At 51.3% G+C, this 13,450-nt stretch carries 7 protein-coding genes and 1 pseudogene; 6 read left to right on the forward strand and 2 right to left on the reverse strand.

Features of this window, described 5'->3' with window-relative positions:
• Positions 1-23: 23 nt before the first annotated feature.
• A complete protein-coding gene (locus tag CIC07_RS02810; RefSeq protein ID WP_076360073.1) occupies positions 24-656 on the reverse strand; it encodes a hypothetical protein in 633 nt (210 codons plus the stop codon).
• 387 nt (positions 657-1,043) lie between these two features.
• Between CIC07_RS02810 and CIC07_RS02815 the strand changes: the two genes are divergently transcribed.
• The 5 genes and pseudogenes from CIC07_RS02815 (at position 1,044) to CIC07_RS02835 (ending at position 9,827) form a co-directional block, all read left to right on the forward strand.
• The gene (locus CIC07_RS02815) at positions 1,044-1,748 is read left to right on the forward strand and encodes a geranylgeranylglyceryl/heptaprenylglyceryl phosphate synthase (protein ID WP_076360075.1); all 705 of its coding nucleotides are present in this window, start codon (positions 1,044-1,046) and stop codon (positions 1,746-1,748) included.
• 393 nt (positions 1,749-2,141) lie between these two features.
• Positions 2,142-4,499, forward strand: coding sequence for a DNA helicase PcrA (gene pcrA / locus CIC07_RS02820; RefSeq protein ID WP_076360079.1), 2,358 nt, complete (start codon positions 2,142-2,144; stop codon positions 4,497-4,499).
• Positions 4,500-4,860: 361 nt separating this feature from the next.
• Positions 4,861-5,850 (forward strand): annotated as a pseudogene (locus CIC07_RS02825) (NAD-dependent DNA ligase LigA); the annotation flags it as partial.
• A gap of 172 nt (positions 5,851-6,022) precedes the next feature.
• Positions 6,023-8,011 (forward strand): NAD-dependent DNA ligase LigA, encoded by a 1,989-nt coding sequence (gene ligA, locus CIC07_RS02830; RefSeq protein ID WP_076360081.1) that lies wholly within the window; start codon positions 6,023-6,025, stop codon positions 8,009-8,011.
• Positions 8,012-9,155: 1,144 nt separating this feature from the next.
• Positions 9,156-9,827, forward strand: coding sequence for a recombinase family protein (locus CIC07_RS02835; protein WP_076360083.1), 672 nt, complete (start codon positions 9,156-9,158; stop codon positions 9,825-9,827).
• Positions 9,828-9,843: 16 nt separating this feature from the next.
• On the opposite strand, the gene CIC07_RS02840 is transcribed toward CIC07_RS02835, so the two are convergent.
• Complete coding sequence (locus tag CIC07_RS02840; protein WP_076360085.1) at positions 9,844-11,529, reverse strand: multicopper oxidase family protein; 1,686 nt, start codon at positions 11,527-11,529, stop codon at positions 9,844-9,846.
• Positions 11,530-11,922: 393 nt separating this feature from the next.
• On the opposite strand from CIC07_RS02840, the gene CIC07_RS02845 reads away from it, so the two are divergent.
• Complete coding sequence (locus tag CIC07_RS02845; RefSeq protein ID WP_076360089.1) at positions 11,923-13,368, forward strand: MFS transporter; 1,446 nt, start codon at positions 11,923-11,925, stop codon at positions 13,366-13,368.
• Positions 13,369-13,450 lie beyond the last annotated feature (82 nt).

A 13,450-nucleotide genomic window follows, 5' to 3' on the forward strand; every position in this document is an offset into this window, starting at 1 on the left:
CTTTTTTTGATTCCGGTCCTAGTTCAGATTTTCGGTTCCTTATCATAGCCGGGCAGATCGAAGTCCGTGTTGTTCAGCTCGCGGAACAGGTTCGTGTCTTCAATGAATGCCCGCGTCTCAGCCGTGCCAAGCTCGTGGATCGTCATATACAAGTCGTTCACATGGCTTTGAAAGCGCTTCTGGGTCGGGCTCCGGTCGTTGGACTTGTACGGAATGGCCGCCACGAGGGAGCTGACGTCGTCGGTCGTCTCCATTTCGTCCAGCAGGATCTTGAGCTTCTCCAGCTCCTCCTGCGTCGCGTTGATCTCGAGCTGGTCGGTGCCGGAGCGCTCATGCTCGATCGTCTTCGAGGTTATCGATATGAAATAAGGCATGCGAGGCTCGTTGGCGGACGAGCGGTCCAAGTCGCTCGGCAAGCGTCGTCTGTCGCCTTCCTCATCATCCGGCGGCTCATCCTGCTGGACCGGCCCGTCCGTTCCCTTCACCGCAGAAGGGTGGATCGTGCCGTCGGCTTCCACGATGCCCTGCGGCTCGTGGCCGTCGCGATGCCCGCCGGACGGATGCGTCTCCGTCCGCTCCAGCTCCTGTCTCGCGCGCTGCTCCTCCTTGATCGCACCGGTTTCCGTTTCCATATGATTGACGTCTGCCTTGCTCATGATCGTTTCCTCCTTCGGAAGTGGAATTGCCTCGTCCTCTTGGTACGCTTCATTACCAACATGCTTCCCGCCTTGAAACAAAGGAGGCCTTTCCCTGTCGCAGCGCAGCGGCCCGGGAGGAAGCTCTTTAGTTCGGTGCAAGGAACAGGGTGGATGCGGAGTGCAAGGGCGGAATGCAAAAGGCGGAGTGCAAGGCGGATTTCCAAAGGCGAAATGCAAGGGCGGAAAGCAAAAGAGAACGGAGAGGGAGAACTGCGGAGGAGCGGAATCATAGGAGCCGGGAGGCCGCGCTGCGCCGGCATCCGCCCGAATTGACAACGAAGCCGGCCCTTCACTAGACTAGAACGGCAGGCTTGGAAGCGACAAGACGAATGGGAGACGGAAATCATGGCGCAAGCATTTGACCATTGGAGGCACGCATTCAAGCTGGATCCCGACAAGAAGCTGGGCCACAAGGAAATGGATCTGGTCCTGTCCTCCGGTACGGATGCGATACTGGTCGGCGGCTCCAGCGGCCTCACCTACGAGAACACGGAGTCTCTCCTGCACGCCTTGGAGGGCTCGGGAATTCCAGCTGTTCTTGAAGTGTCGAGCCTCGAGCTCGCGGTGCCCGGCTTCGACTTCTACTTGATTCCGATCGCGCTGAATACGCCTGACGGGGATTGGATTACCGGACGCCAGGCCAGGGCTTTGGAGGAGTGGGGGCCGCTCATTCCTTGGGAGAGGACGCTTGGCGAAGGGTATATCATTCTGAACGAGGCTGCCGAGGCGGCCCGCGTGACGGGGGCAAGGACGGATCTGGACGAGGACGGAGCCGTCGCCTACGCCCAGCTCGCCGACCGGCTGATGCGGCTGCCGATCGTCTATTTGGAATACAGCGGCCGATTCGGTGACATGGATCTGGTGCGCAGGGTGAAGCGGTCGCTGCGGCAGGCCAGGCTGTTCTACGGCGGGGGCATCGACGGTCCGGAGCGGGCGGCTCTTGCGGCGCGGACGGCTCCCACTGTCGTAGTCGGCAATGTTCTGTACGATCGTTTCGAGGACGGGCTCGCTACGGTGCGGGCGGTCAAGGAAACTCGCCTTGAGCCATAGATGCAATGGTGCATGACAGGAGGGCGGATGCGGCGGAATGCTCCCATCCCGCTGCAGCACATGCAGCTTCTCCGCAATCCGCCTGCAGCCACAGATGCAGCTTCTCCGCCTTATGCCTGCAGCAGCTCGGCCTTGCGCCTGAAGCGGAGGACGTATGCGGCTGCGACTCGCGCGGAGACGGCGAGTCGCAGCCTGGCGCCGATTCCAGCATGCGCGGGCAAGCGGCGGAGATGAGGAAAATTACCTCCTGTACGGACCGGTTCCTTCATTGACACTTCCGGCCCGGTTGCCCTAGACTGGATACAGGCGAACAAAGGCGAACAGCAGGCGGATCCGCGAAGGCGCGGTATTCGTTCCGAGGCTGGCGCCGAGCAAAGGAGAACGAATGCATATATGATGAACGACATCGGAATCGAAGCCGCGGTCGGGAAGCTGAATCCTCCCCAGCGCGAGGCCGTTCAGGCGACCGACGGGCCGCTGCTGATCATGGCCGGCGCGGGCTCGGGCAAGACGAGGGTGCTGACGCACCGGATCGCTTGGCTGATCGAGAAGCGGCGCGTGGCTCCCTGGAGCATTCTGGCCATCACCTTTACGAACAAGGCTGCCCGCGAGATGAGGGACCGCGTGTCCAAGCTCGTCGGAGCCGGCGGCAGCGATATATGGGTATCGACCTTCCACTCCATGTGCGTGCGGATCCTGCGCAAGGACATCGATCGGATCGGCTTCACGTCGAACTTCTCGATCCTGGACTCCGGCGACCAGCTGTCGGTCATCCGCGGCTGCATGAAGGATCTCAACATCGACACCAAGAAGTTCGAGCCGAAGGCGGTGCAGGCCGTCATCAGCAGCGCGAAGAACGAGCTGATCGATCCGGTCCGCTTCGAGACGAAGGCGGGCAGCGACTATTTCCAGAAGGTCGCTTCGGATGTGTACAAGATGTACCAGAAGCGGCTGCGCAGCAACAACTCGCTCGACTTCGACGATCTCATCATGTCGACGATCAAGCTGTTCACGGATGTGCCGGAGGTGCTGGATTTCTACCAGAACAAGTTCCGCTACATCCATGTGGACGAGTATCAGGATACGAACCGCGCCCAGTACATGCTCTGCCGCATGCTGGCTGACAAGCACCACAACATCTGCGTCGTCGGCGACAGCGACCAGTCGATCTACCGGTGGCGGGGAGCGGACATCACGAACATCCTGAACTTCGAGGAAGACTATCCGGAGGCTAGGACGATCCTGCTGGAGCAGAACTACCGTTCGAGCTCCAATATCCTGAACGCGGCCAATGCGGTCATCGGCCAGAACACCGGCCGCAAGGACAAGCGCTTGTGGACCGAGCGCGGCGCCGGCGAAGCCATCACGATGTACCAGGCCGACTCGGAGCATGACGAAGGCTACTATATTACAGGCGAGATCCGCACGGGGCGCAATGGCGGCCGCAATTATGCGGACCACGCCATCCTGTACCGGACGAACGCCCAGTCCCGGGTCATCGAGGAAATTCTGATCAAGTCGGATATCCCGTACCAGATCGTCGGGGGAATCAAGTTCTACGACCGCAAGGAGATCAAGGACGTGCTCGGGTATTTGCGCCTTGTGTCCAATCCGGACGACGACATCAGCCTGACCCGCATCATCAACGTTCCCAAGCGGGGCATCGGCGACACGACGATCGCCAAGCTGGCCGAGGAGGCGGCGCGCCGCGGCTCCTCGATCTTCCAGGTGCTCGGCGACTTGTCCGGCGTCGAGGTCAACGGGCGCACGCGCACGCTGCTGCAGGACTTCCGCACGATGATCGACAATCTCACCGGCATGCGCGACTATCTGTCCGTGACCGAGCTGACCGAGAAGGTGCTGGAGCTGTCGGAATACCGGCTGGAGCTGCATCGCGAGAACACGCTGGAGTCCAAAGCCCGCGTCGAGAACATCGAGGAGTTCCTGTCCGTGACGATGGAATTCGAGAAGCGCAACGACGACAAATCGCTCGTCTCGTTCCTGACCGATCTCGCGCTCATCGCCGACATCGACTCCATGGACAAGGACGAGACCCCGGACGATGCGGTCATCCTGATGACGATGCACAGCGCCAAAGGCCTTGAGTTCCCGGTCGTATTCATCATCGGCTGCGAGGAAGGCGTCTTCCCGCACAGCCGGGCCTTCACCGACAACGAGGAGCTCGAGGAGGAGCGGCGCCTCGCCTATGTCGGCATCACACGCGCCGAGCAGCAGCTGTACATGACCTGTGCCCGGATGCGCACCCTGTTCGGGCGCACGAGCAGCAATCCTCCTTCACGCTTCCTCAAGGAAATCCCGGACGGCGTGAAGGAGCTGGCTTCGCCGGGCGGCCGCACGATCGGCGGCGGCCGGTACGGCGGCTCCGCCGCCTCCGGCGCCGGAGGCTTCGGCTACCGCGGCGCTGGCGGCGCCGCAGGCGCTCCGGCGCCGGGCTCCGCCCCCGGCGCTTCGCGCTATGGCCGTCCGGCCGGCTATGCCGGGGCCGGAGCGGCCGCCGCGGGCGGCAGCGGCGTGCGCGTCAGCACGCCGGGCGCTCCCGCGGCCGCGGGCGATGCGGCGCGCAGCTTCGCCGCCGGAGACAAGGTGGCCCACAAGAAATGGGGCACCGGTGTGATCGTGTCGGTGAAGGGCACCGGCAACGACACGGAGATCCAGATCGCGTTCCCGGCTCCGGTCGGGCTCAAGAAGCTGCTCGCCAGCTTCGCCCCGATCGAGAAGGTGTCGGGCTGACCAACCGTTAGGAAGGAAAAGCGGAAGCTTCTTCTCGTGCTTGCCGACGAGATGTCCTTCCCAACGGCAAGTGGCAGGGTCCATTATTGCGTCCGCCCATTAGAGCCACGCTCCTATGAACATTTTTGCTTTCATGCGAATCGACGTTTATGATTTCCCTGTCTCCTGCCTATTCAAGGCATTCCTTCCTGCCCGGAAGCCGGCTCGCCGGCCTCCGGGCAGGGTTGCATACATAACGAAACGCGTACAATAGAAACGAAAGCCATTATTCGGACGAAAAGGACGGGGATTCCGCTTGGATAACCGCATGGAGCAGCAGCAGGAGCTTGCGGCTGGAGCAGATCCGCAAGCCGTGGAGCGGATGCGGGAGCTCGCCGGAGAGCTCGCCGTGCATAATTACAACTATTACACGCTCGACAACCCGACGATCAGCGACAAGGAATACGACCTCTTATATGATGAGCTGGTCCGTCTGGAGAGCGAGAGCGGCGTCGTGCTGCCGGAGTCTCCCTCCCTCCGCGTCGGCGGGGAGACGCTCAAGGGGTTCGAGCCCCATCGGCATCGTGCCCGGCTATGGAGCTTGGACAAGGCCAAGGACGAGGATGCCGTGCGCGCCTGGCAGCAGCGCCTCGCCCGCGGCATCGCCGATTACAATGCCAAAAACCCCGACGAGGAGCCGTTGCCGGATCCTTCTTATGTCGTCGAGCTCAAGTTCGACGGACTGACTCTCAACCTGACCTATGACGGCGGAGAGCTCGTCCAGGCGGCGACGCGGGGCAACGGCACGGTCGGCGAGAGCATCATGGCCCAGGTGAAGACGATCCGGTCGGTCCCTCTGACGATTCCGTACAAGGACGGGCTCATCGAAGTCCAGGGCGAAGGGCTGATGTTCCTTTCCGTGTTGGAGAATTACAACAAGACCGCAGCCGAACCGCTCAAGAACGCGCGCAACGGCGCCGCAGGCGCTTTGCGCAACCTCAATCCGAAGGTAACGGCCGAACGCCGGCTGAGCGCTTTCTTCTATAATATCGGTTATTCCGACGAGCTCGAGTTCCGCGACCATGCCGAGCTGATTCAGTTCCTGAGGGACAACCGCTTCAAGGTCAACCCGTATATCACTTACTTCGACGACATCGAGGAGGTCATCGCGGAGCTGCACCGGATTTCCGTCATGCGTCCGGATCTCGATTTCCTCATTGACGGAGCGGTCGTCAAAGTGACGGATATGCGCACCCGGGCGGCTCTCGGCTACACGGACAAATTCCCGCGCTGGTCGGTGGCGTTCAAGTTCGAGGCGGAAGAGAGTACGACGGTGCTGGAGTCGGTGTCCTGGAATGTCGGCCGTACGGGCAATAAGTATATTTTAATAAACAAAAGTTTTGAACCGAGTTATTGTTTAGATAATGTAGTTAACAATGGTGGTTGAGACTTTTGTTTAATACAAAGTGGGTTTAAACGAAATAAACGAAATAAATACCTTTTCTACGATGACTTTTGTTTAAGAAAGTGGGGGTGTGATTGTTATGAATGTGAGAGAACAGATTGAGAATTTAAGAATACAGGTAAGATACCACGATAAAAAATATGATGATAATCAACCAGAAATAACTGATTACGAATATGACCAGCTTTATAAGGAGTTAATAACTCTTGAAGAACAACATCCGGAATTTATGAGTGTGGATTCCCCTACTCAAAAAGTAGGGGGGACAGTTAAACGTGAGCTGAGGAAAGTAAGACACGATGTACCAGTAATAAGTCTACAAGATGTATTTACAAAAGAAGAAATATACAATTTTGTAAATAAAGTAAGCTCACAAGTTTCAAACCCTAAATTTGTAGTTGAGCTGAAAATTGATGGTTTGACCGTTATGTTAAGGTATCACAATGGTAAATTAACGGAAGGAATTACGAGGGGGGATGGTGAGGTCGGAGAATCAGTTTACGAAAATCTTTTAGAGATAAAGTCAATTCCTAAAGAGATTCTAACTGAATTACCTTATTTGGAGGTTCGTGGGGAAGTTTATATGTCCAATGAAACCTTTGAAAAAGTAATACAGAAACAAAAAGATGCAAACGGAAAAAAATATAAAACACCAAGGAACTTAGCAGCAGGTACTTTAAGGCAGTTAGATTCAAGAGTGGTTAGAGATCGTAACCTGGATATATTCGTGTTTAACCTTGAAATATCAGAAGGTAAAGACTTCACTTCCCATAGTGAAACGTTGAAGTGGTTAGAAGATCAAGGATTTAAAACAATCCCTGATTATAAAGTTTGTACAACAGCAGAAGAAATTTGGAAGTATGTTTCGGATATAGGGGAGAAAAGATCAAGTTTATCCTTTGGTATCGATGGAGCTGTTATAAAAGTTGATGATCTGAGCGACAGAAGAGTATTAGGAACGACAAGTAAAGTTCCGAGGTGGGCTGTTGCCTTTAAATATCCACCAGAGCAAAAGGAAACGGTCATTAAAGACATTAAAGTACAAGTAGGTCGTACGGGTAGATTAACGCCCTTAGCTCTTTTAGAGCCAGTTATATTAGCAGGCACTGAAGTTTCTAAAGCGACTTTACACAATCAAGATTTTATTGATTCTAAGGATATACAAATAGGTGATACTGTTGTGATACAAAAGGCAGGTGACATAATTCCTGAAGTTGTTAGAAGCATTCCTGAGAAAAGACCGAGCAATGCCGTTAAGTACACAATACCTCAAATGTGCCCTATCTGTAATTCTCCGACTGTTAGAGATGAAAACGGAGCGGATATTCGTTGTGGTGGAAACGAATGTCTAGCCCAATGGATCAGGGGAATTACCTATTTTGCTTCTAAAGATGCGATGGATATAGAAGGGTTTGGGCCAAGCTCAGTCGAGTCTCTTATGACTGAAGGATATATCAAAAATATAGCAGATATTTATCACCTTAAAGAATATCGTGATGAGCTAATTAAGAAAGGAATAGTTGGACGGGAGAAGTCGGTTGATAACCTGCTGAATGCGATTGATAAATCAAAAGAAAATGATTTGGTCCAGCTAATTACAGGGTTTGGAATAAAGAATGTAGGAAAGCAAACGGCAAGAGCGTTGACTTCTAGTTTTGCAGACATAGACGAAATTAGTAACGCTACCTACGATCAATTAATTATGTTACCGGATTTTGGTGATACAGTTGCAACTAGCGTTTTGAGTTTCTTTAGTCTTAACAGTACGCATGAATTAATTGAAAAACTGAAAAATGCAGGTGTGAATACCCAATCAAAAGTATCAGAAATAAGCAAAGACGACAGATTTACGGGGAAAACATTTGTTATTACCGGAACGCTTCCGAATCTAAAGAGAGACGAGGCTACCCGATTAATACAAATGCATGGTGGCAAAGTATCGGGTAGTGTTTCCAAGAAAACGTCATTTGTCCTTGCGGGAGAAGAAGCAGGAAGTAAGTTAACAAAGGCAGAGGAATTAGGCGTTAAAATAATTGATGAAGAAGAATTCAACAATTTGTTAAAATAAAGACAACTCAGATCGGTCATGAAGGTGTGTTTACTTAATAAGTGGCACACCTCTTATATTTATTTTATGCTTGTTATAACTGAGGGTAGACCAAACGTAAGTGAGGTGCCAGGCATGATAAGATGGTTAAACCAAAATGAAGGAGCATTGCTCAAAATATTTAGCGTTATATTCTTAGGGTTTGGGACCGGTCTATTTCTCGTTAGTGAATATGTTCAGGCGCTGGAAAGCGGATTGATAGGAATCTTGATTTATGGAATATATCGGTTTGGCTCAAAGTTTGAAAAACATTTGGACGATAATAACGATCCTAATTGAATATAGGTTGTGTGTCTATGAAAATAAACTGGTTAAAACTACACCGATTTATTGAGGATAACCTCAAGGGCGGACTTGATGGTTTGACAGACCTTGAATGCTTGAATGAGAATAAAATGGCTTTCAATATAGATTGTACGTCCTAAAGGATGGTTTTGATGAAGGAGATCCTGAATTAATTACGGCTGTTTTAGGAATGTACGACATTGAATCGAAATTCGAGCATGGACCTTTGATATTCCAGATCCCAAGCACTATGATAAACAGCTTACATTGCTTTGTTAATCGGGGATTTAGGCTGAAGATGATAGGGGATAAAGGACGAAAGTGACGTTGGATATTACGTAAGCTGGTGTAGTAAGCAGGGTGATTGCACCTATCTGGATGCAAAAAGCATGGTTGGTATGTCGTAAGCTTTTGCTTTGTGGGGTCCCGCCAACATTTTAACGAAAATATACGCTAAGCCTTCGGATTAGACCGCCTTAGCATATTTTCTTACTCTTAGCTCGTACTGGAACGTGTGTCACCCGAAGTATAAGCCGAAAGCTTGCTAGTATCACGCAAAACTGCTTCGTCCAGGGAACATAGGAGACCAAAGTCATTGATTCCCTTTTTTCAAGTCCTTAGCGGTCATTAGGTGTTTTCAGAAATTTAGATGATAGCCGACTCCTGCTGGGAGTCGTTTTATTATGTCTCGAATAGTATGCTTTTTGATACATATTTTTTTGCTCTGTTTATACGTATCAAAATGTATTAAAATCACTTTAGAAACCGTTTCGTTTCAAACAACTACATTTTGAGACGCAATAAGGGGAGAGTGGGGTACTTGAAGCTGGCTTATGGACGGGTATCGGCAAAAGACCAAAATCCGGAACGGCAGCTCGTCAAGTTCCGGGAGCTGGGCGTTGATGAAAGATACATATTTGTTGACAAGCAGAGCGGCAAGGATTTTGAGCGGCCGCGCTATCAGGCAATGCGTCTGATGATTAGAGAGGGCGACCTGGTTTACCTGGATGCGCTGGATCGGCTGGGCCGAGATTACGACGGCATAATTGCCGAATGGAAAGCCATTACGCGGGAGATCGGCGCAGACATCGTATGTCTGGATAACGAAACGTTGTTCGATTCCCGAAAGTTCAAACAAATGGGTGATTTCGGCAAAGTCATGGAGGACCAGTTTTTAAGCCTGCTGGCATATGTGGCCGAGCAGGAACGGAAAAAGAACCGGCAGCGGCAGGCGGAAGGGATCGAAGTTGCCCGAGCGGATGGCGTAACGTTCGGGAGGCCAAGGCAGGAAATTGACGATAAGTTTATCCGGACATACCGGGAATGGAAAGCAGGGCAAATCACGGCAACCGAGGCAATGCGAAGAATTGGTATGAAAAAACCGACGTTTTACCGGCGAGTCAGGGAGTATGAGGGAGCAAATGAACGGAACAAGCAATCGCCCGTTGCTTCAAAAGACGATGCAGAGAATGGGAATCAGGGGATGGCTTGAAGCCATCCCCTGGTCATTATTCCGGTTTATTCCCTGCATTCGGGTCTGCAACAAAATTTGTCTTATAGTCTGTATATTTCAGCTCCGTTACCATGCCGGCAGAAGCATGATGCAGATCATGACAGTGGAACATCCAGTTGCCTTCATTATCTGCTTCGAATGCGACAACGTATTCTTCGCCCGGCTTCAAATTCAACGTATCCTTTATGATTGGAGATCCTTCAAGCGGGTTCCCGTTCTTGCTTAGCACTTGAAAGAAGTGACCGTGCAGGTGCATCGGATGGTCGTCAGTTTTCGAGTTATTGACAAGGCGAACCTTGACGGTATCTCCTTTTTTGACGTTTATCGGTTCGGTTTCCGGAAACGTTTTTCCGTTTATGGTGTAGACCATTTCGCCGTTTTTCATTTCGGTATTTAAATTCATCGAGTATTCCAACGTATACTTCTGATCTAACGTAAAGTTGGCTTTGCCTGCTTGGCCGTAACGGCTCATGTCGACAGCCGTCAGCTTCTCTGCTTCATTCGCTTTGTCGGAACCGGCGGGAGCTCCTTCATAAGCAATCGTGGCTTTCATCCCTTTAACAGCAGCTTTGTCGCCGTGGTCCTCGATCAACCATTGGCCCGGATTACTTGCGACAAATTCAATATCGTAGCGCTCTCCTGGAGCAATACTTACGACATTATCTTTCAGGATACCTGGATTGTTTATAGGTTGTCCGTCGGTAGCAATAACTTTGAATTCATGTCCGTGCAAATGAATTTGATGAGACAGATAGCCCGCATTGATCAAACGGATTCGAACTTTATCTCCTTCCTTAACAGGGAGCTGATCTACCAGCGAACCGGATTTTCCATTTATGGTATACAGATCGTACATGCTCATATCGTGTCCCATATTCATGGAACTATTATCGGTCTTGGTCGACGCTTTGTTTTCGTTCCCCATATTCATCGTACTGTGATCCATGCCGGACATATTGCCAGACATGTTCATGCTGGATTTATTGTCTTTTCCATCCGAACTACCCATATTCATTTTGCTATGGTCCATTTCCGACATGTTGCCTCCGGACATATTCATGCCGGACATTTCCCCGGAGCTCATCCATTCATCGAGGACAAGTGTATAATCACGGTTAACGTCGGTACCTTCTTTCGGTTCAACGATGAATGCCCCATACAATCCGCGATCCAACTGATTTACACTATCCTGATGCGAGTGGTACCAGTAGGTGCCAGGGACATCTGCTTTAAACTCGTACGTAAACGACTGACCTGGTTGAACGGCGTTTTGCGTTACGCCTGGAATGCCATCCATGGCGTTCGGTACAGGAACGCCGTGCCAGTGAATTGTGACTGGCTCGGGCAACTGATTTTTAAGATTGACCTTTATCGTATCTCCTTGTTTAACCCGAATTTGCGGTCCAGGAACGGAATTGTTGAACGTCCAAACCGGCAACGTTTTTCCAGAGGCTATTTCCTGATTGCTCGGGGCGGCAGTCAAATTAAATTCTTTTCCCGTTAACACAACGGACTTTTCCGTTTGAGTATTTGGCGTTTCCGAAGTTTCCTTGGTTCCCTCCATGTTCATTTTCGAATGATCCATTCCACTCATTCCACCGATCGAACCTGAACAACCGGCCAATATAACAGATAAAGCTCCGATTGCTATTATACTTTTGAGCCTCCAACCTAGCTTCATTGCTTATTCATTCCTTTCTGTAACTGAACTTCCCATAAGTCAATCATAGTTGAAGCATATGTAGAACTTTTGAAGAACGAGAAGGAGTTCATGGAAAAGCAGGAGAAGGACCAAGTCGCCCGCTCCACTTCAACAGTGGGGCTGCCTTTTCGCATTATGACGTGGATATGGAAAGTTTTTTCAATTTCCGTACGGTTGAAGGTAAATCCATAAAACGACTGGCTGCCAATAAACAGCGTTGTAACGAGCATTTTCCGGTTCAGTTTTCAATTCTTCAGCAACAGAGGAGAATATGACAAATCTTTCTTGACAAATAGGGTAGGGGGCTATACTATTATCACATCAACATGAAAATTTTGAATGATCGGTCGAATAAGGAGGAGGAAGAAAATTATGAAAAATCAAGCTCAGGCTTTACCGCAAGCAGATCCCAAGCGCTGGATGGCGCTAGCCTTACTATGCCTTGCCAATTTTATGGTGATTATGGACACATCCATTATCGGCGTTGCACTGCCCGCCATCAAAGAAGCGCTTGGCTATACGCAGGCAAGTTTGCAGTGGGTTTTCAACGCGTATGTCATTTTCTTTGGCGGGTTATTGTTGCTCGGTGGTCGATTGTCCGATCTTTTTGGTCAGCGTCGCATATTCATGTGGGGGTTCTCTATTCTCACGTTAGCTTCCTTGTTGGCAGGATTGGCTTGGAACGAGGAAGCGCTTAATGTTGGCCGCGCCCTGCAAGGATTCGGTTCCGCATTAATTGCCCCATCCGCGTTAACGATTGTCATGATGCTCTTCGGCGGCAACCCCAAAGAGCTAGGGAAAGCAATAGGCTTCTGGGGCGCATCGGCCGCTGCCGGCGGGTCGGCTGGCGTATTTCTCGGTGGGGTCATTACCGAGTGGCTCAGCTGGCAATGGACCTTTCTCATCAACGTACCCGTTGGTATTATAGCGTTGCTTCTATCCCCTGGACTTTTGGCCAAGGGAATGCGTAGAAAAGGCAGTATTGACGTCATTGGCTCCATCTTCGTCACAGCGGCCTTGGTGTTGGTGGTGTATGGCATTGTTACCGCAGAACACAATGGATGGGGAGCGCCGTCCACGTTGTGGACGCTTATTTCAGGAGTCGTATTGTTTATCCTGTTCCTGATCGTTCAGGCAACTAAAAAAGAGCCGCTTGTTCCACTGAAGATTTTTAAAGCGCCCAATCTGGCTGCAGGCAATATCGCGCTCATTATGCTGGCCGGTGGTTGGATTCCGCTGTGGTATTTCCTCAATCTCTATATGCAGCAGGTGCTAAAGTTTTCTGCTTTCGCTGGCGGAGTCGGCTTGCTGCCGATGACGATCCTAATTGCTGTCTTCATGATTTTGATTACCGGTAAATTAATCGGAAAATTCGGGATAAAAGCAAACCTGGTCATTGGATTGATTGCACTCGGAGGTTCGATGCTTCTGTTCGCTGGCAATACGCGGGTTGATGGGAACTTCATCGCCAACGTGCTTCCGGCATCCTTGCTCGGTGCGCTTGGTATGTCGCTTGCCTATATTCCGGCTACGATGTCCGCCATGTCGGGGGCGAAACCCGAAGAAGCAGGGCTTGCATCGGGTCTCGCCAATACGAGCTACCAGATTGGATCAGCTATCAGTCTGGCCATCATGGTTGCGATTGCGGGCTCAACAACTGCTTCCCAAACCGGTGTTGACCCGGTCGCCGCGCTAAACGAAGGCTTTCAACAAGCGTTTTTGTGGTCCGGTATCGTTGCTTTTGCAGGTGCAGTTCTAGCGTTTCTGTTTATCCGTTCGCCTAAGCAGGGTGAAGCAAGCAACACGGCAGCCATGTAATCGATGAATCGGGCTCCAAAGCCAAATCATCGTATTTGACTGGAGCCCATTGATTTAACACGATGAATTTTCTTTGTATAGG

Source organism: Paenibacillus sp. RUD330 (genome assembly GCF_002243345.2).
Taxonomy (GTDB): Bacteria; Bacillota; Bacilli; order Paenibacillales; family Paenibacillaceae; genus Paenibacillus_O.

What these genes read in the sequence shown, in the direction of transcription:
- CIC07_RS02810 (WP_076360073.1), bottom strand. Translation starts at nt 656, where the DNA reads ATGAGCAAGGCAGACGTCAATCATATGGAAACGGAAACCGGTGCGATC.
- CIC07_RS02815 (WP_076360075.1), top strand. Translation starts at nt 1,044, where the DNA reads ATGGCGCAAGCATTTGACCATTGGAGGCACGCATTCAAGCTGGATCCC.
- pcrA (WP_076360079.1), top strand. Translation starts at nt 2,142, where the DNA reads ATGATGAACGACATCGGAATCGAAGCCGCGGTCGGGAAGCTGAATCCT.
- ligA (WP_076360081.1), top strand. Translation starts at nt 6,023, where the DNA reads ATGAATGTGAGAGAACAGATTGAGAATTTAAGAATACAGGTAAGATAC.
- CIC07_RS02840 (WP_076360085.1), bottom strand. Translation starts at nt 11,529, where the DNA reads ATGAAGCTAGGTTGGAGGCTCAAAAGTATAATAGCAATCGGAGCTTTA.
- CIC07_RS02845 (WP_076360089.1), top strand. Translation starts at nt 11,923, where the DNA reads ATGAAAAATCAAGCTCAGGCTTTACCGCAAGCAGATCCCAAGCGCTGG.